The 21,157-nt window shown below is 60.6% G+C and carries 22 protein-coding genes; 19 read left to right on the top strand and 3 right to left on the bottom strand.

Annotated features, from left to right (window positions below):
• A partial coding sequence (locus tag AC1DZU_RS04765; protein WP_477282248.1) for a tetratricopeptide repeat protein occupies positions 1-432 on the top strand: 432 nt, incomplete at its 5' end.
• Between the two features lie 750 nt (positions 433-1,182).
• On the opposite strand, the gene AC1DZU_RS04770 is transcribed toward AC1DZU_RS04765, so the two are convergent.
• Complete coding sequence (locus AC1DZU_RS04770) at positions 1,183-1,872, bottom strand: gamma-glutamylcyclotransferase (RefSeq protein ID WP_477282250.1); 690 nt, start codon at positions 1,870-1,872, stop codon at positions 1,183-1,185.
• 899 nt (positions 1,873-2,771) lie between these two features.
• On the opposite strand from AC1DZU_RS04770, the gene AC1DZU_RS04775 reads away from it, so the two are divergent.
• From AC1DZU_RS04775 to AC1DZU_RS04820, 10 genes are all read left to right on the top strand, one after another.
• Positions 2,772-3,476, top strand: a complete 705-nt coding sequence (locus AC1DZU_RS04775) for a metal ABC transporter permease (RefSeq protein ID WP_477282252.1) — start codon at positions 2,772-2,774, stop codon at positions 3,474-3,476.
• Positions 3,477-3,521: 45 nt separating this feature from the next.
• Positions 3,522-3,824, top strand: a complete 303-nt coding sequence (locus AC1DZU_RS04780; RefSeq protein WP_477282254.1) for a putative quinol monooxygenase — start codon at positions 3,522-3,524, stop codon at positions 3,822-3,824.
• Positions 3,825-4,035: 211 nt separating this feature from the next.
• Positions 4,036-4,659, top strand: coding sequence for a cytochrome b/b6 domain-containing protein (locus AC1DZU_RS04785; protein ID WP_477282256.1), 624 nt, complete (start codon positions 4,036-4,038; stop codon positions 4,657-4,659).
• Entirely contained in the window at positions 4,656-5,423 is a 768-nt protein-coding gene (locus AC1DZU_RS04790; RefSeq protein ID WP_477282258.1) for a molybdopterin-dependent oxidoreductase, read from the top strand. The genes AC1DZU_RS04785 and AC1DZU_RS04790 overlap by 4 nt, the downstream gene beginning before the upstream one ends.
• Before the next feature lie 304 nt (positions 5,424-5,727).
• Positions 5,728-6,159 (top strand): VOC family protein, encoded by a 432-nt coding sequence (locus AC1DZU_RS04795; protein ID WP_477282260.1) that lies wholly within the window; start codon positions 5,728-5,730, stop codon positions 6,157-6,159.
• A 129-nt stretch (positions 6,160-6,288) separates the two neighbouring features.
• Positions 6,289-7,083 (top strand): enoyl-CoA hydratase/isomerase family protein, encoded by a 795-nt coding sequence (locus AC1DZU_RS04800; protein ID WP_477282262.1) that lies wholly within the window; start codon positions 6,289-6,291, stop codon positions 7,081-7,083.
• Positions 7,084-7,779: 696 nt separating this feature from the next.
• Complete coding sequence (locus AC1DZU_RS04805; RefSeq protein WP_477282264.1) at positions 7,780-9,735, top strand: PAS domain-containing sensor histidine kinase; 1,956 nt, start codon at positions 7,780-7,782, stop codon at positions 9,733-9,735.
• On the top strand, positions 9,698-10,072 hold the full coding sequence (locus AC1DZU_RS04810) for a response regulator (RefSeq protein WP_477282266.1): 375 nt from the start codon (positions 9,698-9,700) through the stop codon (positions 10,070-10,072). The genes AC1DZU_RS04805 and AC1DZU_RS04810 overlap by 38 nt, the downstream gene beginning before the upstream one ends.
• 97 nt (positions 10,073-10,169) lie before the next feature.
• Positions 10,170-11,003 (top strand): oxidoreductase, encoded by an 834-nt coding sequence (locus tag AC1DZU_RS04815; protein WP_477282268.1) that lies wholly within the window; start codon positions 10,170-10,172, stop codon positions 11,001-11,003.
• Between the two features lie 17 nt (positions 11,004-11,020).
• Positions 11,021-12,088, top strand: coding sequence for an NAD(P)H-dependent flavin oxidoreductase (locus tag AC1DZU_RS04820; protein WP_477282270.1), 1,068 nt, complete (start codon positions 11,021-11,023; stop codon positions 12,086-12,088).
• Positions 12,089-12,093: 5 nt separating this feature from the next.
• Here AC1DZU_RS04820 and AC1DZU_RS04825 read toward each other — a convergent pair whose 3' ends face one another.
• Positions 12,094-12,996: a LysR family transcriptional regulator gene (locus AC1DZU_RS04825; RefSeq protein WP_477282272.1), complete on the bottom strand. Its 903-nt coding sequence runs from the start codon at positions 12,994-12,996 to the stop codon at positions 12,094-12,096.
• Positions 12,997-13,197: 201 nt separating this feature from the next.
• Here AC1DZU_RS04825 and AC1DZU_RS04830 point away from each other — a divergent pair, with 201 nt between their 5' ends.
• The 4 genes from AC1DZU_RS04830 (at position 13,198) to AC1DZU_RS04845 (ending at position 15,793) form a co-directional block, all read left to right on the top strand.
• On the top strand, positions 13,198-13,743 hold the full coding sequence (locus AC1DZU_RS04830) for a carboxymuconolactone decarboxylase family protein (RefSeq protein ID WP_477282275.1): 546 nt from the start codon (positions 13,198-13,200) through the stop codon (positions 13,741-13,743).
• Between the two features lie 25 nt (positions 13,744-13,768).
• On the top strand, positions 13,769-14,494 hold the full coding sequence (locus AC1DZU_RS04835; protein ID WP_477282277.1) for an SDR family NAD(P)-dependent oxidoreductase: 726 nt from the start codon (positions 13,769-13,771) through the stop codon (positions 14,492-14,494).
• A complete protein-coding gene (locus AC1DZU_RS04840) occupies positions 14,488-14,973 on the top strand; it encodes a RidA family protein (protein WP_477282279.1) in 486 nt (161 codons plus the stop codon). Before AC1DZU_RS04835 ends, AC1DZU_RS04840 begins: the two co-directional genes overlap by 7 nt.
• Before the next feature lie 157 nt (positions 14,974-15,130).
• A complete protein-coding gene (locus tag AC1DZU_RS04845; RefSeq protein ID WP_477282281.1) occupies positions 15,131-15,793 on the top strand; it encodes a response regulator transcription factor in 663 nt (220 codons plus the stop codon).
• 43 nt (positions 15,794-15,836) lie between these two features.
• Here the strand turns inward: AC1DZU_RS04845 and AC1DZU_RS04850 are convergent, their stop codons facing one another.
• Entirely contained in the window at positions 15,837-16,883 is a 1,047-nt protein-coding gene (locus AC1DZU_RS04850; protein ID WP_477282283.1) for an alpha/beta fold hydrolase, read from the bottom strand.
• 563 nt (positions 16,884-17,446) lie between these two features.
• Between AC1DZU_RS04850 and AC1DZU_RS04855 the strand changes: the two genes are divergently transcribed.
• The 4 genes from AC1DZU_RS04855 (at position 17,447) to AC1DZU_RS04870 (ending at position 21,146) form a co-directional block, all read left to right on the top strand.
• Positions 17,447-18,280 carry an alpha/beta fold hydrolase gene (locus AC1DZU_RS04855; RefSeq protein ID WP_477283251.1) on the top strand — a complete coding sequence of 278 codons (834 nt, stop codon included), beginning with the start codon at positions 17,447-17,449 and terminating at the stop codon, positions 18,278-18,280.
• A 117-nt stretch (positions 18,281-18,397) separates the two neighbouring features.
• Positions 18,398-19,015 carry a nitroreductase family protein gene (locus tag AC1DZU_RS04860; RefSeq protein ID WP_477283253.1) on the top strand — a complete coding sequence of 206 codons (618 nt, stop codon included), beginning with the start codon at positions 18,398-18,400 and terminating at the stop codon, positions 19,013-19,015.
• Positions 19,016-19,093: 78 nt separating this feature from the next.
• A complete protein-coding gene (locus AC1DZU_RS04865; protein ID WP_477282285.1) occupies positions 19,094-20,056 on the top strand; it encodes an enoyl-CoA hydratase/isomerase family protein in 963 nt (320 codons plus the stop codon).
• A gap of 43 nt (positions 20,057-20,099) precedes the next feature.
• Positions 20,100-21,146, top strand: a complete 1,047-nt coding sequence (locus AC1DZU_RS04870; RefSeq protein ID WP_477282287.1) for a D-cysteine desulfhydrase family protein — start codon at positions 20,100-20,102, stop codon at positions 21,144-21,146.
• The last annotated feature ends 11 nt before the right edge of the window (positions 21,147-21,157 follow it).

Below are 21,157 nucleotides of genomic sequence, written 5' to 3' on the forward strand. Positions count from 1 at the left end.
CTTTGGCGTGGGCAGGGCGTCGTATTTCATACCCCTGAGAAGGCATGCGAACTTTGTGATCTTCTCCTGCGGGCCGGTCGCCTCGACGAGGCATCGCAAATGCTTGATGATATCGATACCCTCGTTTTCGATACGGACGAAGCGAGCTACCTAGCAGAATGCATTCGCCTTCGTGGCCAAATCGCCGCGGGCAGAGGTGACCTGACGGGCGCCGCGCACCTATTCGAAACTGCGATTGCCACTGCCCGTCGTCAGCAAGCGAGACTCTTCGAGCTTCGCGCCACAACCCAACTAGCACCAGTTCTGGCACGTCAAGGTCGTGTCCATGAGGCCGCGACGCGTCTGCAAGCGGTGGTCCACACATTTAACACTAGGTATCCAATCGTCGACCTCATCGCGGCACAAAGGGCGCTGGACGCCCTGAGCCGTTGAGGTCGCACCTATCTGCGTCGGTTCCGGACAACGCCGTTTGCGTCGATTTGATGCAAGCTTGGCTCATTGCGCACCCAAGACGCGCGTTCGTCCGTGTGGACTGGAAGGTAACGGAATGGTTGAGATGAGATGTTCACGCTTGACCCCCGCGTAGGTCCGAACATGGCGCAACGTGCTCGTTCTGGTGGATGACCGAACGACAACTTCCAATCCATCTAAGCCAATGGTGGCAGCCAGCTGACTTTCGATCCCTATCTGCCAGCGAGCTCGAGCGCCCATGGCGAGCTTGGAGAGCATGTTCGGTCAGTCCCGCTAATCCAGCAGGGTCGGCGAAGCAGGCGCACATCAGCGAGTGCACCACTACGGCAATCGGGTGCCGGTTCGGGATGCTATGAGAGGAAGCTGACGACGATCGCCTGGGTTCCTAGGAACCGATGGACTTTATTTCTGAGTCTGGACGAAGTCATAGGAAAGCCGTGGCGAGCGCATGGGGACGCCTTTTGTTGCCGGAGAAAAAATATCACCAATGCTCCGCTCCTTGTGGGGTGACGGGAGGCGGCTCAACGCATCGCCCGCTTTGCGCCGGCTAATCCTGCACAGAGAGCTTGCCTATTCGCTGCTCACATACCGGAGGAGGGCAGTGTCTCAGTTTGAATTTTTGCTTACGACCCCGGTGGCTCGGCAAAGATGGCAATTGCGCAGCCTTTCAGCGCTTAACCCAGCCGGGTTGTGGGTCCGCCTGAGGCCCTGTCACGGATGCAATGAAACAAGCTTGTCTGCCACAAGCGATTGCAAATGCCACAAGTTACGATCCCGAATACCTAAAGCCTCCAATTGCGAGATTGTGTTGTAAAGATATTCGGCGCACGACCCTCCATGGCCGCATGCTTTGGCCAAAATACCCGCCGTCTCATCCGGCGTAAGGCCTCCCACATAGTTGACCCCCCTCCGATTGACGACGAAGGCAAGTGCTTGAAAGTGCCCTTGGGCTGTATGAACCTGCACCCATCGCGGGGTGTGGGTGAAAGGCTTGCTGGAGGGCCTCACGGGCATCTCGCGCCGGACAAGTTTTCCGAGCTGGGCCTCAACGTTATCCTCGGCCAGCCGCAAAACCATCCCCTTGCACCGCCCACCCCTGTCGAGCCCCATCATCAGGCCCGGCTGGTCGACGGTTCCGCGCCAATCTTTCATGCCAATGCAGAACGAACGGTGCCATCCCCGCACGACGCCCGAACGCTGCTCCACATGCTCCACAGCCGGCTTCCAGAGAAGTGAGCCATAGGCGAAGATCCACACATCCTGTCCCCCAGGACGCGACGCAAGCATTTCTCGAACGGTGGCGTTCCACTCGGTTTCGGTATTACGAACCATATCCGGGGCTGGGCCGGTGTTCTCAATCGCCCGATAGGCGCGCGCGACCAAATCTGCGGTCAGCGCCATTCGGCCTCGCGCTTTGGGCATACATACCTCTCGAAACCCATGTGTGTGCTTGCAGACCCACACTACAACAATACTGTCGCGCCCAACGTCTGAAAACCACTCGTAGCCGAAATTCAAACTGAGACACTACCCGACCGAGGATCTAGGTTGACAGTGTCAACTTGGCCTCTCCGGGAGAGGCGATCCGTGGGCATTTCTGTCAATCAGAAAACGTGCGTTCTCTTAAGCCGTAAGAGCGCGCTTTACCCTAAGTTTACATCAAGTTGACAGAATTCTCCGAAATCAAGTTTTTCCGGTTTTTGTCAACCACGAGCGGATCCAGGAAGTGGTGGCCGAGCCGGGCAGGCTGCGCTACGGGACCGGAGATAAATGCTCGGTCGATGTGGCCTCGATACAGCGCGGGAACTATTTTCGTGTCCCGCCCAGTTTCCAGGTCGCTGATCCCCTAAACCTCTGACAGGCCACACCTAAATAGACGAAGTTGCGCCGGCGGGATGCTTACGTGCTGGTATGAGAATCGATGAAAATCCGTCAACCAACCGGTGCCTTGGAGGTCAGCGAGGTGTAGCAAGGAGCAAGCTGGTCGCAGGGCGCCGAATTCGCTCACCAGGCTGTCGGGGGTGACCGTCAGAGAGCGCCGTGGTGTTGTGCAGCAAATCCTGCAGTCCGGTGCTCAAGCTCTTCAGTGAGCTCGCCTGACCTTTGCAGGTGTCGCGCGCGCTTTGACGGACGTCTCGGTCCGCCTGCGGCGCGCGGCGTCGTCCCGGCAAGCGAGCCAAGCTCGCAAGGCTCGGCATCGCGAAAGTATCGCCGATACCATAGTGCAATAGCTCGTTCGGCATGGTTCTGGTGCGATGCCTTGGCAGGCGGGTTGCCTAGGACGAGGACGCATCACCACTATGAAGACACATCGCATCATCAACCGGTTCCTCGGACTGGCACTCGCAGCCACGACTGGCCTTGCGCTCGCCACGGCGGCCGGGGCTGCGCCGCTGCGCATTCGCGGCACCGTCGTCTCGATCTCATCCAGCGCGTTGACCGTGCACACGGAGAAAGGTGACGTCTACGCGTCGCTCCAGGGCAAGACGGCCTTTGTCTCGGTCGTCCCCTCCGATCTCAGCCACGTGGAGAGCGGCGGTTATGTCGGTGTGGCCAGCAAGAATGCCGGCGACAAGCTGATCGCGCTCTCTGTCATCGTTTTCCCGCCTTCGTTGAAGGGCGCCGCCGAAGGACACGCTGATTACGACATCCTCCCCGACACGACCTTGTCTGGCGGCGCCCGCACCGCCAGCAGCATGACCAACGCCAACGTCAAGACTATCGCAACGGCTGAGAGTGCTCCTCAAGTCAACAGCACAACAACCAACGGCAGCGTCGCCACCGCGACGGCAAACGGCAACGTGAAGCTGTTGACGGTGACCTACAATGGCGGCGAGCAGAACATCCTAATTCCCCCGACAGCCCCGATCGTGGCCTTCGTGCTAGGCGACGCGTCCATCGTCAAGCCCGGCGCCGCCGTCTTCGTGAACGCCGACCAGACCGATGGCAAGACCACCGCAGCCCTGGTGGCGGTCGGCAGCCATGGTCTCACCCCGCCGTTCTAGCCGACGATCTCCCAACCTTTCATCACTCACACGATAGGAAACACCATGGTGATCCTCCGTTTCAAAATCCATTCAAAACCCGACAAGAGCGACGCACTGATGGCGGCGCTGGCCGAGATCATCACTCCGGCGCGAGCTACCGAGGGCGTGATCAACTTCGACATCGCGAGGGTTCTGCGCGATCCCGATCGGTTCATCGCGACGGCGGTCTATGAGGACGGCGCCGCTCTTGAACGACAGGAGTCACTTCCCGAGGTGCACAGGGTCATGGCGATGTTGCCGGAGTCGCTGGTGGCGCCGCCTGAGCGAACGATCTACGACGCGTCGCTCGACCTGACGCTCGTCTAGGCCGGTCGGGCTCGATCAGGGTGCGCGCCTTCCCGGCCGCAGCAACAAGGTGCTCGCGCGCCGATCGCGTCAGGTCATGAGCAAACGAGGTCCGGCGAGGGGGGCACGACAGCAACGCCAGATTACTACATGACGTATTTGGCCAGAATCCGCCCCCGCCGGTCTGGCCAGTGACAACGAAGCCGATCAGTACAACGAGGCTCGCGTATCGATGACAAAGACGCTCAGGCCCCCCGCGCATCCGCTGCCGATCCGGATCATGCACTGGATCGGCGCGCCAGCGGTCATCTGCATGGTGCTCAGCGGCTGGGCGATCTACAACGCTTCGCCAAGCCTGCCGTTCACCTTTCCGTCGTGGATGACCCTGGGCGGATGGCTGGCGGGCGGTATCGCCTGGCATATCAGCGTCATGTGGGTGCTGTTCGTCGACGGGATCGTCTATCTGCTCTACGGCTTCGCCAGCGGCCACTTCCGCCGCGATCTCTTCCCGCCCAGCCCGCGCGCGGTGATCGGGACCATGGTCGCCGCCTTGACCGGACAACTTGGCCACAGCCTGGGACACTACAATGCCGTGCAGCGGTTGCTCTACGCGGGTGTGGTCGTGCTGATCTGCTGCCAGGTCGTGACCGGTTTCGCGATCTGGAAGCCGGTGCAACTGGCCTGGCTCACCGACCTGTTGGGCGGTTATCCGATCGCCCGCGGCATACACCTCGCTGCGATGATCGGCATCGTCTTGTTCTTTATCGTCCATCTCACTTTGGTGGCAATCTTCCCCAGCACCCTCGTCGCCATGATCGCAAGCACTCAGGCCGAGCCCGACGAGGAAGCGCCATGAGCTGCCCCCGCGAGCCCCGGCAAAAGCCTGTTGTCACCATGGAAGATATCCGCCCCGAGTTGATCCGGATCAGCCGCCGCGGACTGGTCACACGAGGGCTCTCGCTTGGCGGCCTGGCGCTGCTGACTGGCTGCGACCTATCAACTCATTCAGGGGTCGACGCAGCCCTTTGGGCGATGATGCGTTTCAACGACCGGGTGCAAGCTGGCCTGTTCTCTGGCGCACGCCTTGCGCAGACCTATCCGGTAAGCGATGTGACCGAGCCCTTCCGCTTCAATGCGTTCTACGAGGAATGGCAGGTCCGGGAAACGCCCTCCGACTGGCGACTCGAAGTGTCGGGTCTCATCAACGACCAGACGCCCTGGACGATCGACAAGCTTCGCGCACTCCCGCTGGAAACGCAGGTCACGCGGCATATCTGTATCGAGGGCTGGAGCCAGATCGGCCAGTGGAGCGGCGTGTCGCTGCGCGCTTTTCTTCGACGGATCGGCGCAGATCCCAGGGCCGGTTATGTCGCCTTCAAATGCTTCGACGGTTATTCGACTAGTATCGATATGCCGAGCGCGCTGCATCCGCAGACCATCCTGGCACTCGATTTCCTGGGCCTGCCTCTCACTCCGGAATGGGGCGCTCCGGTGCGGCTGCGGATCCCGACCAAGCTCGGCTTCAAGAGCGCCAAGAACATCAGCGCCATTTCCGTCACCAACACCAACCCAGGCGGCTACTGGGAGGACCAGGGCTACAACTGGTTTTCGGGGTCTTAGTCGATCGCCCGACGGGGGTGAGGCGGGTAGCTGCCACCACAGATGCCGCCGCACGATCTGCCAACGGATTTGCCGACATTTTCCGGCGGATGCCCTCTACGCAACGATCTCTGGAGCCCGCTTCGCCACCGCCGGTTTCAAACCCAATACCAAGGTATCGGAGATACCTAGGTGTAATGGCCTAACAGAACCAGCGACGGTATTCGGCTGTCTGGCGCCGGGTGTACGAAGCGCGCTAGCAGACGGTTCTGAAGAAACCCGCACTTTTCGGGCGCGGCAGGCCAAGGCGCCAAAGGAGACAGATATGGTCGATATGCGCCTTGAGGTCGACATCATCCCCGTGGCCGATGTCGAGCAATCCAAGCAGTTCTACGGACGCCTTGGTTGGAGGCTTGACGACGATGTGTCTCCGGCGAAGGACATCCGTATCGTCCAGTTCACGCCTCCCGGCTCCGGGTGTTCCATCACATTCGGCACGGGGCTGACGCCGGCCGCCCCTGGCTCGGCCTTCGGGACGCTGGTCGTCTCTGACATTGTCGCTGCTCACAACGAGTTCGTCCACCGTGGCATTCAAGCGAGCGACATGTGGCATGGCGCTCCGGTCCCGCCGGAGGCGCGGATACCCGGCCCCGACCCCAAACGAACGAGCTATGGGTCTTTCTTCGCCTTCAGCGATCCCGACGGCAACGCTTGGATCGTCCAGGAGGTTACGACGCGACGCCCTGGCCGAGTCTGATGACGCGCAGACTGACCTGGCCGGCCGCATCGATCAAAGGTCCTACGGCCGCAGCGGCGCGATACTCTCGACATTTTCATAGTATTGGCGAAGGAGGCTCAGGTGAGCTCTACGGCAACTCAGGCACGCATGATCAGAATATCGCCGGCATATTGTCGTGTGATATTTGACAACCCGCCGCTCAATCTCATGGGTCCGAATATTGTTCTGGCGCTTCGCGAAATCATGGCGGAGCTCGAGACAGACGCGCAAGTCAAGGTCGTGGTCTTTGAAAGCGCCGTCGAAGGCTTCTTTCTCAATCACTCCGATTTTCTCGGCAAGCTCGAGGATCTGACCGGAATACCTCAGGGCCCAACCGGCCTGGAGGCATGGCCGGACATCCTGGCGCGCCTGACCAGAGCCCCTTTCGTGTCTATCGCCTTGATCCGCGGCCGGGCCACCGGAAACGGGAGTGAGATCGCGCTGGCGTGCGACATGAGTTTCGCGAGCCGGGAAAAGGCCATCCTGTCGCAGTGGGAAGTGGGGGTCGGCTTAGTGGCGGGTGGTGGACCCATGGCTCGACTGCCGCGGCTCATCGGAAGAGGACGCGCGCTTGAGGTGCTGCTGGGCTCGGACGATATTCCAGGCGACCTGGCAGAGTTTTATGGCTACGTGAACAGGGCGTTGCCGGACGCCGAGCTTGACGATTTTGTCGATGCGCTTGCGACACGTATCGCTTCATTCGACAAGTGGGCGATCTCCAACACCAAACGCCTTGTGAATGCGGCCGATCTGCCGACCGACGTCGAACTCCGGGCAGGATGGGATGCTTGCATGGCATCGATAGCGCGGCCGGCTGCGCAGGCGAAGATCAAGGCTCTATTGGCGAAGGGCTTTCACAAAGCGGGCTATGTGGAAGACCGACTGGGCTTCTACCTGCGATAGCTGGATAAGATGTGTCGAACGCGACGAAACGTCGAATTCGCGTTCTTGCCATTGCGCGTCCTGCAACAAGCCATGGAAGGGCCGTCGCCTGCGAAGAATGGCGCGGATCATGTGGAGGCACGTGCTCGTGCCGGCACGGAACGGCGGTCAATGACCGGCGCCCCGCTGATCGACCCGTTTTCGCAATCATCAGGCTGCGGGCGTAAAACTCACTTGTTGGCGCCGCCGAGGGGCATTAGGTCAGCGCAGAATTCCGCGTACGGCTTGCTCATGGCGGCATCATCATGGCCTTTTGCTTTTCCGGCGCCATGGCGTTCCACGCTGCTTTCATCTCGGCACGCGACTTCATCTTCGTTATAGTGGCATCGGTAAGAACGGCGCCATATTGTCGGGTTCATCGAAAGCGCCGGCAAGAGAAGAACTGCTTGCTGCCGCTAGAGCCATAGCACAAACCAAAAACATCTTTCTCATTAAATTTTGACCTTCCTTAACGGGTTGCGGATTGCCGTGGGGCGATCCCTGTTACTGCGCTAAGTGGAGGCAAATCGATTGCAAAACGGTGTCGGTGATACCTTGGGTGATCTTGAGCATTCAGGTCGAGTTCCCTTCATCGTGATCGACACCTAGGCATAATAGAATCCGCATTCCGCCCGTTGCATGATCGTCACCGCGCGGGCGCATGCGGAAAGGGTAGCGATGGAAATCAATGTAGGCCGCGTTCTGGATGCGCTGCCGGCCATGGTGTGGACTGCGCTGCCTGACGGCAGCATCGACTATGTGAATGGAGCATGGTCCGATTACACCGGTGTCCGGCCAGGGAAAATCGACAAGTGGGAGTGGCGGGCGCTGGTCGACCCGGATGACCTACCCGGCCTGGTCGAACGCTGGCAATCGATTTTGGCATCCAGCAGGCCGGGTGAAATAGAGGCGCGCCTACGCCGCTACGATGGCGAATATCGGTGGTTTCTGGTTCGCGTCAGTCCCCTTCGCGATAAGTCAGGGGACCTTGTGAAATGGTGTGGCGTCAACATCGATATTGATAACCGCAAGCTTGCCGAGCAAGCCATCACACGGAGTGAGCGCGATCTCAAGCTCATGATCGACACGATCCCGGTGCTGGCATGGTCGGCGGATCCGGACGGCAAAGCGCAGTTCCTTAGCCAGTATTATCTCAACTATGTCGGCTTTTCTGCCGAAGAAGCTCGAGAGCGAGGCTGGACAGGGGCGGTGCATCCAGAAGATGCCGCCAAGCTCGAGGCTGTGTGGCTGGCCACGCTGGCCTCCGGAACGCGCGGCGAATGCGAGCTTCGGATGCGCCGTTACGATGGCCAGTACCGGTGGTTTCTGTTCCGTGTTGATCCGTTGCGCGACGATGCCGGAACCATCGTCAAGTGGTACGGCGTTCACATCGGTATCGAGTTTCGAAAGCAGGCATTGGAGAAATTGCGGCGCAGTGAAGCGTTCCTGGCAGAAGGCCAGCATCTAGCCCGAATGGGCAATCTTTCCTGGCATGTCGCGAAGGGCGAGATCGTCTGGTCGGAACCGCTTTACCGCATTTTCGAGTTCGAGCCCGATAGCGTCGTGACACTCGATCTGATCGCCAGTCGCGTACATCCCGAAGACATTCCATTGATGGAGGACATGCTGGAAGCGGCTGAACGTGGCGAGAGCCACTTCGAATACCAACATCGGATCGTGCTGCCTGACCAGTCGGTCAAGCACCTGCACGTTGTTGCACACAGGATTGAAGACCGTAGTGGGCAGACCGAGTACATCGGCGCAGTGCTCGACATCACACAACGCCGCCATTCGGAAGATGCGCTCGAGAAGGTCCGCTCCGAACTTGCAAAGGTCACTCGGATCATGAGCCTTGGCGTGCTGACGGCCTCAATTGCACATGAGGTCAATCAGCCATTGTCAGGCATCATCACCAACGCCAGCACCTGCCTTCGCATGTTGGCCACAGACCCGCCGAACATCGAAATAGCCAAGGAGACCGCGCGACGAACCATTCGCGACGGCAATCGCGCAGCCGACGTGGTCGGGCGGTTGCGTGCGCTCTTCAGCAAGCGAACGGCTATGATCGAACGGCTGGATCTGAACGAGGCTGTGCGCGAGGTTATCGCTTTGGCTTCGGGCGAATTTCAGCGCAACTGTGTTGTACTTTGCACTGAACTTGCCTGCGGGCTTCCGTTTGTTGCTGGAGATCGAATCCAACTGCAACAGGTGGTCATGAACCTCCTGCGAAACGCCGCCGATGCGATGAGCGGCGTAACGGATCGGCAGAGGCGGCTGCAGGTGAGGACCGAGGTGGACACCGACAACTGCGTGCGCCTTTCGGTCCAGGACGCTGGTGCCGGTTTCGGAACCGACAGCCTGGAGCGGCTCTTCGAACCTTTTTACACAACAAAAAGCGATGGCATGGGAATCGGATTGTCTGTCAGCAGGTCAATCATCGAATGTCATAACGGCCGTTTATGGGCGCTATCCAATGACGGCCCGGGGGCGACGTTCTCCTTCGCCATACCCGTGTACTCCGGTGATGAAGTACCTCTGCCTGAGATCAGTGTATCGCGAGCGCCCGACGGAAGTGCCCATAATGCAGGAGGTTTTCATGACCAGCGCGTCTCCGCTCGTATCAGTTGTCGATGACGATGATTCCGTACGGGAGTCCCTCCCAGATCTGGTCAAGGCGTTGGGCTTTCGCGTTGAAGCCTTCTCGTCGGCCGAAGAGTTCCTGGCTTCCGATTGCGTGGACAGGACCCGCGGGCTCATCCTGGATGTCGCCATGCCTGGGATGACAGGACTTGAATTGCTGCGGGAACTGGGGCGGCGCGGGCTGGCAATCCCCACGGTTTTCATCACCGCTCGACGAGACGCTGCCATGCGACGACATCTCATCGAACAGGGGGCCGTGGAATGCTTGTTCAAGCCATTCAGCGACGCGGCACTGCAGGACGCGCTCAACCTAGCGCTACGCACGAACTGATCTTCAGACGCAGAGCAAGCCAACAATCAATTGAGCCAGTGTACGCGGCCTCGGGGCAGTCTCGACCTAGTGTCCGCGCACGCGAAAGGAGCGAAGCATGAAAGTCAAAACTTTTCTGATCACAGGCGTCAGTTCCGGCCTGGGAAAGGCGTTCGCCGAGGGCGCTTTGGAGGAAGGACATCACGTGATCGGCACGGTGCGCAGCGACCAGGCGGCATCTGAGTTCAACAAACTCGCGGAAGGACGCGCTCATGCGATCCTGCTTGACGTCACCAGCTTTGACGCAATTCCTGAGGCGGTAGCAAAGGCAGTTCGCGAGGTTGGCCCTGTCGATGTCCTCGTTAACAATGCCGGTTACGGTCATGAAGGCGTGCTTGAGGAATCATCGCTCGCCGACCTGCTACGTCAGTTCGACGCCAACGTGTTCGGCGCCGTGGCAATGATGAAGGCCGTGCTCCCCAAAATGCGTGAAAGACGATGCGGGCATATCATCAACGTCACCTCGATGGCTGGCTTCATCACGATGCCGGGGATCACGTATTACTGCGGCAGCAAGTTCGCGCTGGAAGGTATTTCGGAGGCGCTGGGCAAGGAGGTGAAGCATCTCGGCATTCATGTTACGGCGCTGGCTCCGGGCCAGTTCCGAACGGACTGGGCTGGACGTTCGATGGTGCGGGCCTCGCGCAAGATCACTGAATATGACGCGGTGATGGATCCGATCCGCGCGGCGCGGAAGGCTAAGAGTGGGAACCAGCCCGGCGATCCTGCAAAGGCGGCGCAGGCTCTGCTCAAACTGGTCGAGGCAAAAAATCCACCGGCAAGGCTTTACCTCGGCGGCGACGCACTCAAGCTCGTCGAGGAAAAAATCGTGGCGATGAAGGCTGAAATCGCTGCGTGGGAGAGCTTGTCTCGATCGACAAGCTTTGATTGAAACACAGGAGGCTTCCGGTGCCGCTCCGTTCATCACAGGTCTTTCTCGAACTCCTGAATATCGAGTGGCCGATCATACAGGCCCCGATGGCGGGGATATCGACGCCCGCTATGGCGGCGGCGGTTTCCAGTGCAGGAGGACTGGGTTCGCTCGGCGTGGGTGTGGTGAGCGCGGCGAGTGCCGGCGAGATGATAACAGCCGTCCGCGAACGAACGGACCGATCGTTCAACGTCAATCTGTTCTGCCATGAACCGGCGAAAGCCGATGTGGCGCGCGAGGCAGCATGGCTCGAGCGTCTGCGCCCTGAATTCAATCGAGTCCATGCGGAGCCTCCCACCGCTATCCGCGAGATCTACAAGAGCTTCCTCGAGGATGAGGACATGCTCTCGACCTTGCTCGCGACCGGACCGAAGGTCGTGAGTTTCCATTTCGGTGTGCCGCCTCCCGAATGGATCCAGGCCATGCGAGCGGCGGGCATCGTCCTGCTCGGCTCCGCAACGAGCCCTCGTGAGGCGCGGCTCCTGGTGTCCGCCGGCATACATGCCGTGGTTGCTCAGGGCTACGAAGCGGGCGGTCATCGAGGGATCTTCGATCCCGACGGTGAAGATGCCCAACTCGGAACGATAGCCCTGACGCGGCTGCTCGTGCGCGAGCTGCCTGTCCCGGTGATTGCCGCGGGCGGCATCATGGACGGCGCCGGTATCGCTGCCGCGCTCCGGCTGGGAGCTAGCGCTGCGCAGCTTGGCACAGCGTTCGTGCTGACGGACGAATCCGCCGCGGATCAAGGATATCGCGCCGCCTTGCAAGGCGAGGCCGCCAATCATACGGTCATGACCCGCGCAATTTCCGGGCGCCCAGCTCGCTGTCTTGCAAACCGGTTCACGGCAATCGGCGCAAGCGCAGCGCCGAGCGATATCCCGGGGTATCCAATCGCATACGATGCGGGAAAATCACTGCACGCCGCAGCGAAGATGGTGGGTGAGTTTGGCTACGGCGCTCAGTGGGCCGGTCAGGGGGCACCTCTCGTGCGCTCCCTCTCAACCGGGAAACTGATGGCTGAACTGATCGCCGATCTGTCGAGCTAGCGTGATCATCGCAGCGGAATCCATAGAGGACTCTTCCAGGCCTTCAATTCCTCGAGGAATACCTGCAGCTTCGCTGGCAGAAATCGGCGTGTCGGATAGACGGCATGCACGAAAATTTCCGGCGACGACCAATCAGGCAGAAGCCTGACGAGGTCGCCACTGGCGATGTGGGCGTCGCAATAGGTCGATGGCAGCAGGCCGATACCGTGGCCTCGATAGGTGAAAGCGCTCACCGCTTGGAAATCTCTCGCCGACACCGGCCCGGTAACGTGGAGCTTGATGGATTTCTTACCGCTGACCAGATGCCATTCCACCTCGTTGTTGCGCGCCTGCAGGAGGACGCATTGATGCTGGCGCAGATCCTCGGGCCGCGATGGGGCAAGCCGACCACGCAGATATTCCGGCGTGGCGACGACATAGCGCACGCTCTTGCCGATGCGCTGGGCGATCAGGCTCGAATCCCGCAATTCGCCAAAGCGGATGGCGACGTCGATATTCTCGGCTATCAGATCCAGAAACAGGTTGGTGATGAAGAGGTCAGCCTGGATGCGCGGATAGGTCTTCAGAAATGAGGACAGGAATTCATAGAACGCTTCCTGGCCAAGAATGACCGGCGCGGAAATCCGCAGAAGGCCCTCGGGCTTCTTCTGCGTCTGGGTGAGCACCCGTTCGGCGTCGAAGAGGTCGCTCAACGGCTCGCTGCATTGATTGTAGTAGGCACGGCCCTGCGCCGTCAGGCTGAGCTTGCGCGTCGTGCGCTGCAGCAGGGTAACGCCGAGCCGTTCCTCCAACGCCGTCACCTTGCGGCTAACTGTGGAGACCGGCATTCCGAGTGCCTGCGCCGCGCGGCTGAAGCTCTCGAACTGTGCCACCCTCACGAACACGGCGATGTCGTTGAGATCGGCCATGTCTCGATTTTTGCATAGGTGGAAAAGACATTCCAGGTATTTCTGCCTAATCGAGCAATCGGACTTGCGCCATACATAGCGCCTCAAAGCAACCCGGCCGACGGAGAGGTAACATGACCGACAACATTGTCAGCACCGGCGATTCCAACGGGATCAGCGGACCTACAGGGAGCCAATTCGCCTAAAGGCTCCATCGTGACCATGAAGACGCTCAAGCCGCAGACGGACGAAACGGCCCCGGAAGGTTCGAAAGAAAACCTGCGGGCGATCCGGGAACGGTTCGGCTTCGTGCCGAACCTCCTGGCGACGTTCGCCAATTCTCCGGCGATGCTGAATGGTTACCTGGCCCTCGAAACGGCGTGGGAAAGCTCATCGTTCGGCGCCGAGGAGCGGGAGATGATCCTGTTGGCGGCGTCGGTGGCAAACAGATGCCGCTACTGCATCGCCGTGCATGCGACGGCGCTGGAGGCAATGCACCTCGATGTGGCGACCATCAACGCAATCCGGAACAGGTCGCTGTTGGCAGATCCGAAACAGCACGCGCTGGTAACGGTGACACGGGAACTCGCCGGCGAGCGCGGCTACGTCTCGGAGGCAGCGAAGAGGGCCTTCTTCGAGGCAGGCTACGACATCGTCGCGCTAATGGAAATCTTGGCCGGCGTCGCCCTGAAGACAATGAGCAACTACCTCGACCACCTGAACCCTATCTCGATCGACCCGGCCTTCGAGGCCCAAACGCAGCAGTGACACTGCTCTTCCAATGGAGATGAACATGCAGACGCATAAAACGATCGTCATCACCGGCGCCTCCCAAGGCATCGGTGCCGGCCTCACTAATAGCTTTCTCGAAAAAGGCTACAACGTCGTCGCGACCTCACGGCAGGTCAGTCGGTCGGCGGAGCTCAATGCATCCGACCGCCTGGTCCGCGTTGATGGCGACATCGCCGACCCGGAGACGGCCAAGGCCGTCGTCGAAACCGCGCTTGCGCGGTTCGGCTCGATCGATGCTTTGGTCAACAATGCCGGGATCTTCTTCACCAAGCCCTTCATCGACTACACGGTCGAAGATTACCGCCGCCTTGCGGCAACGAATCTCGAAGGGTTTTTGCACCTCACGCAGCGCGTCGTGCGGCAGATGCTGGCGCAGAAGCGCGGCGGCAGCATCGTCAGCATTACCACCCCGATGGTTGATCGCCCGATCGCCGGCGTCAACGCCTCGGTCGCCATGCTGACCAAGGGCGGCATCGAAGCCATGTCGAAAAACATCGCCATGGAGTATGCCAAGGAGCAGATCCGCGCCAACACGGTCGCGCCCGGCGTTGTCGATACGCCGCTGCACAAGGACAACCCGAAGGAGTTCCTGAAGACGCTCTCACCCATGCACAGCATCTCGAGCGTCCAGGAAATCGTTGATGCCGTCCTGTTCCTGACAGAGGCGCCGCGCATAACCGGGGAGGTGCTGAACGTCGATGGCGGCGCACATCTGGGAAGATGGTGACAGCTATGAGCACGCAAACCAGCGCAGAGCAGCGGCTGAGTGATCTCGGCATCGCGCTCCCCCCGTCGCCCACCCCCTTCGGCGCCTATGTCGAGACCGTGAAGATCGGCAACCTGCTTTATCTGAGCGGCATGCTGCCGGTCGTCGGGCGCGAGCCGCAATATATCGGTCGCGTCGGTGGCGCGCTGTCGGCGGAGGAGGGGCGAAAGGCGGCGGAGATTGCATGCCTCAACGCCTTGTCGGCGGCCAGGGCGCATCTCGGTTCGCTCGACAAGATAACCGGCGTGGCAAAGCTCGGTGTCTACATCGCGACTGAGGGTGATTTCCGGGATCATCCGAAAGTCGCCGACGGAGCGTCCGAGCTTCTCGTCAAGGTCTTCGGCACCGGGATGCTCTCGGGCCGCATTGTGCTCGGCGTCGCCAGCGTGCCCCTCGGCATGCCGATCGAAGTCGAACTCATCTTTGAAGTCGCTGCCTAGGTAACAAGGCAATGCTGCAACACATGGAGGTCACGATGAAATATCAACACGCGTTGCAGGGCACTTTGACCGAAAAGTCTTACGGCGAGCCTTCCCGAAATATCAATGACGGGGGGCGGTGGCGGCCGCGATGGCAATGAGGGAGAAGCCGGCGTCCATGTCGAACGAAACACCCGTGGTGTTCGTCGTCGACGATGATGTTTCTATCCGCGAATCGCTGGAGTTGCTCATCAGGCACGCCGGCTGGCAACCGGAGACGTTCAAATCCGCCCGGGAGTTCCTCTCTCGCTCCCGAGCGCTTGTCCCCAACTGCCTGATCCTGGACGTCCATCTTCCCGACCTGAACGGGCTCGACCTGCAGAGGCTGGTCTCCGTCGACCGCACCGACATGCCCATCATCTTTGTGACCGGCTACGGCAACGTGCCAATGACGGTCAAGGCAATGAAGGCTGGCGCGGTCGAGTTCCTGATGAAGCCCTTCAGCGAAGACGTTCTGCTCACCGCAGTCGAGCATGCGCTGGAACTGAGCAGGGCTGCGTTTGAATTGGACCTCGAAGTTCGCACGTTACGTGACCGTTACAAGACGCTCAGCCGACGCGAGCGAGAGGTCATGGTCCTGGTCGTTTCAGGGCTGTTGAACAAGCAGATCGCCTTCGAGCTCGGCATCAGCGAGATCACCGTCAAGGCGCACCGAGGCCAGGTGACGCGAAAGATGGATGCGCGCTCACTCCCCGAACTGGTGAACATGGCGGCGAGACTAGGGATAACGTCACCTTATGGCGAGGCAAACAGCTTTCGCGACCAGCGCAAGATTGGATGACCTCAGGTGGCGAACCAGGCCCGTGCCGGTTCGCCACGCAGATTCAGGAAACGCCAACGTCGAGGATCGCCTGGACAAAGGCCTGAGGAGCTTCTTGCGGCAAGTTGTGCCCGATCCCTCCGCTAATGAGCCGGTGCGAATATTTGCCTGAGAACTTCTTTGCGTAAGCACTGGCTTCCGGATGTGGGGCGCCGTTTGCGTCACCCTCGAGAGTGATTGTCGGAACGCCGATGACCGGCGCCGCGGCGAGTTTATCTTCCAACGGGTCAAATTTTGCCTCGCCCTCCGTGAGGCCGAGCTTCCAGCGGTAGTTGTGGGCAACGATCGCGACATGGTCCGGATTGTCGAAGGCCGCCGCGCTTCGCTCGAAGGTGGCATCGTCGAACTTCCACTGCGGCGACGCGAGCTGCCAGATCAGCTTGGCGAAATTATGCGTGTATTTTTCATAGCCGGCTCTTCCACGTTCCGTGGCGAGGTAAAACTGATACCACCATTGCAGTTCAGCCTTCGGCGGCAATGGCACCTTGCCGGCCTTCTGGTTGCCGATCAGATAGCCGCTAACGGATACCAACGCTTTGCACCGCTCGGGCCAGAGCGCGGCAACGATGTCTGCGGTTCGGGCACCCCAATCAAAGCCGGCCAGAACTGGTTTGTCGATCTTGAGAGCGTCCATCAGGGCGACCAGATCGACGGCGAGTGCCGACGGCTGGCCGTTGCGAAAAGTTTCGTTCGACTGAAATCGCGTTGTGCCATAGCCGCGCAGGTATGGAATGATCACACGATAACCTGCCGAGACCAGCATCGGGCTGACATCGACAAAACTGTGGATGTCGTAAGGCCAGCCATGCAGGAGAATGACCGCGGGGTCACTCTCGGCGCCGGCCTCGACATAGCCAACATTGAGGATCTCGGTATCGATCTGCTTCAGCGGTCCAAAGGACACGTTTGTTCCAGGTTTGATTGCGGGCGTTGCTGGTTTCTCTTCGGCAATCGCAGAATCCGTGAAACCGAGCTGGGCGGCAGCAAGGGCGATCGCGGCAGCGGATACGAAGCGGCGGCGGTGTTGGTCGATCTCGTCCACAACATCCATTGGAAACTCCTCCCTCAATGGCAGCGAAAGTCTATCGTTGGGGGTCCTGCCGATTTTGCTCGCATGCGGCCCCGATGATCCGGATTTCCCGTGTGACAATCTATTGGACGAAGGTATCGCTCAGGTCGGCATCGGTTCGCGCACCCGGAGAGTTGCACTAGCTTCCGTCCTCATCCCTGTCCCTTGCAAACACGCAGAGCTGCGACAGGCCTGCGATCGTCCATTGTGCTTTGGTGTCCCTTATCACTCGCGTGGACGGAGCAAAGACGGTCAGCGGATACATCTTCGTACAATGGATTTAGGTTCGCCGTCGGAGGACCCTGTGCGGGATCCAACTGGATCGGAAAAGCACAGGCGTCGCTATGAAGAAAACATCCCTGCCAGATGCATCCGGACCTGCAAACTTGTCGGCAGCCGGCAACCCAAGCAGCCCGGGCTTCTACGGTTCCGGCGTCTCGCGCCGCGATTTCCTCATTGCCGGCATGAGCCTTGCCGCGCTGGCACCGACGCTTTCGCTGGCGGAGGCTTCGGCTACGCAACCCACTCAAATCAATGGAGCACTCATGAGCAGCGGAACCATCACCGCCAAGGACGGAGCGCAGATTTACTACAAAGACTGGGGCACTGGTCAGCCAATCGTGTTCCACCACGGCTGGCCGCTGTCGGCTGACGACTGGGATGCCCAAATGCTCTTTTTTATGTCCCACGGCTACCGGGTTATCGCGCATGACCGGCGCGGCCATAACCGCTCCACCCAGACCGACCAGGGCAACGACTATGACACTTTCGTCGCTGACGTGGCGGCGCTGGTCGCCCACCTTGATCTCAAGCACGCCATCCACGTCGGCCATTCTATGGGCGGCGGCGAGGTGGTCCGCTATGTGGCGCGGCACGGGGGCGGCGGCCGAGTCTCCAAGGCCGTGACGATCGGCGCGGTGCCGCCGCTCATGTTGAAGACCGCTGCCAATCCAGGCGGACTTCCGATGGAGGTCTTCGACGGCATCCGCGGCGGCCTGGCGGCTAACCGCGCGCAGTTCTTCCGGGACGTTGCCGGGGGCCCGTTCTACGGCGCCAATCGGCCTGGGGCTAAGGTGTCGCCGGGGACCATCGACAACTGGTGGCGGCAGGGCATGGCGGGCGGCGCCAAGGCCCAATACGACTGCATCAAGGCCTTCTCCGAGACGGACTTCACGGAAGATCTGCAGAAGATTTCCATCCCCATGCTGGTCATGCACGGAGAAGACGACCAGCTCGTCCCGATCGGAGACAGCGCCCTGCTGTCAGTGAAGCTGCTTAAGACCGGGATGCTGAAGACCTATCCGGGGTTGTCGCACGGCATGGCCACCACCCACGCTGAACTCATCAACGCCGACATCCTGGCGTTCATCAAGCCCTGATTGCCAATGCAGCGGCGGCCGTTGCCGCCAGCTCACGGTAATTGTGAATCCGCAACCATGGAAGCCGAGTCCGCAGCTGCGGGCGCGCAGGCTCCAGCATGCAAACAAGGAACGATCATGACAAATGCAGTTCTCGACGCGATCGAAAATCGGCGCACGACCAACAAATACGATAGCGCGCGCACCATCAGCGATGCCCAGATCAACGAGCTGGTGCGCCTGGCGACACGCGCGCCCACGGCATTTCACCTGCAGAACTGGCGGTTTATCGCCGTGAAGACGCCCGAGGCAAAGGCGCGCTTGCGACAGCTTGCCTTCGATCAGCCGAAGGTCACCGAAGCGGCGGTGACGTTCATCGTCGTTGGACAGCTTGCATCGCATCTCCTCATGGCTGAGCGGCTGGCGTCATCGGTCGCTGCCGGCTTCATGCCTGCCGATGTTGTGACGGGCTGGGAAGGCGCGGGCAAGGCGCTTTACTTCGAACAGCCGCAGAGGCAGCGCGACGAGGCCGTTCGCACCGCTACCTTCGGTGCCGGCCAACTGATGTTCGCGGCGCAGGCTCAAGGGCTGGGCTCATCGCCGATGATCGGATTCGATGCCGCCGGCGTTGCCAGTGAGTTTGGCCTTCGCAGTGACGAAGTCCCGGTCGTGCTCGTGACGGTCGGCTACGCCGCCGAGGGCAATTGGCCACAGAAGCCGCGGCGCTCAGTGACCGAACTTCTGAGCGTTGTCTGAACTCAACACTGCAGCCGAACCAAACAAGCGCGCGCTCAAAGTATTGAGGCGGCGTGCTAGGTGACGAGGAATTTGACGATGAAAGTTCTAAATCCGAGCAGAGCGGCCATTCTGCTTGCCATTTCTGCGGCGTTGTACTGTTCAACTCAAGCTTTCGCGCAGACCACGAAGGCAGCCGATGGTGCCGGCACCAAGTCTCAGGCAGCCGAGAGCGCGGCGACCGCGAAGATCCGCCTGACTCGCAAAAGCGCCGCGTACTGGGAAGTGACCTTCAACAACCCGCCCTTCAATATCGTCGGCCCGGCGGAGGTACGCGATCTGGTCAAGATCCTCGACGAGATTGAAGCCGACCCGAAGGTCAAGGTCGTCGTCTTCGACAGTGCGTTGCCCGACTATTTCATGGCGCACTATGATCTCTTGAAGCCACTCACGGATTCGACCGAGATGACGCCAGGCCCCACTGGCATGCATCCTGTTCCCGACTTCATGGTGCGCCTCAGCCGTCTCAAGGCGGTGACGATCGTTTCGATCCGCGGCCGGGCCAGCGGTATCGGCAGCGAACTGGCGCTGGCTGCTGACATGCGCTTCGCCAGCCGCGAAAAGGCGCTTATTTCGCAATTCGAAGTCGGCGCGGGATTTGCCCCGGGCGGCGGCCCAATGGCCAGACTGCCACGCCTGGTCGGGCGTGGCCGCGCCCTGGAGATCCTGATTGGCGCCGACGAATTCAACGGCGAGTTGGCTGAACGCTATGGCTATGTCAATCGGGCGCTGCCCGATGCCGAATTGGACGGCTTTGTCGACGCCCTGGCGACCCGCATCGCGTCGTTCGACCGGCAGACGATCGTCGACACCAAGAACCTGGTCGACCTCGCCAGCCTGCCCCCGGATGCGGAAAGTCAAACGGGATGGGACACCTTCCTGACCTCGGTGCAGCGACCCGGGGCCCAGGCGCGCGTGAAAGCGCTCATCGAAAAGGGGCTGGGTCAGTCTGGCGAGCTCGAGAGCCACCTCAATCGGTCCACGGCCGAGTTCAAAGAATAGGCAACGAGGCGAGCGTGTTGTTGCTCATTTCCGAGGTGTAGTCATGTCTCTTTCCGATGCCCTGAAACTCATGCCGCGTCGCGATTTGTTGGAGGGGCCGACTCCCATACAGCGCCTCCATCGTATCGAGGACGCTTTGGGCTCGTCGTTGAATGGTCTTCGAATCTACGTCAAGCGCGACGATCTGATGTCGCTGGGCGGCGGCGGCAACAAGCTGCGCAAGCTTGAATTCCTGCTCGGCGATGCCGCCGCAGCAGGCGCCGACACGATCGTCGCCACAGGCGGCCGGCAATCGAACTTTACGCGCCTGGCGGCTGCCGCGGCCGCGAGGCTCGGCCTGGCATGCGAAGTGGTTCTCTCACCCTTGGTTCCGCGTGGCGGGGACGAATATGATCGGAACGGCAATATTCTGCTCGACGATCTTTTCGGCGCTCGCACCCACCATCTGCCGGCCGGCGTCAATTCGACGGGGTTCGCGCAGCAGCGGTTCGAGGAACTGCGTCTGGCCGGCCGCACCGCCTATATGGCCACGCTCGGCGGCTCCTCGCCGGTTGGAAGCCTTGGCTACGCGGCCTGCGCGCTCGAAATCCAGGCGCAGGCCAAGGATCTCGATATCGATTTTGCCGCGGTTGTGGTCCCGAATGGAAGTTCAGGAACACACGCCGGATTGGTTGCGGGGTATCGGGCGCTCGGGCTTGATACCACGCGGGTGCGGGCTTTCTCGGTGCTCGCGCCCGTCGCCAGCGCCATCTCGACGACGGTTGAGAGGGCCAATGCAGCGCTGACCCTCCTGGGGTTTGAGGCATCGTTGAGGTCGAACGACGTCAGCGTCTCGGGCGACCAGCTGGGTGCAGGTTATGGCGTTTCGACACCCTCTATGGTCGAAGCAGTTCGGCTGATGGCGAGCCGAGAGGGCCTGCTGCTCGACCCGGTCTATGGCGGGAAAGCCTTCGCCGGCTTACTTGCCGACATCTCGGCCGGACGCTACGCGCCCGGCGACAACATCCTCTTCATCATGACCGGCGGGACCCCCGGCCTCTACGCCTACGCAAGCGATTTCCTCGGCGCCGACCGGAGGGATCCGGCGTGAGCAAGGTAGGG

This window comes from Mesorhizobium sp. P2_A12, from assembly GCF_056405075.1.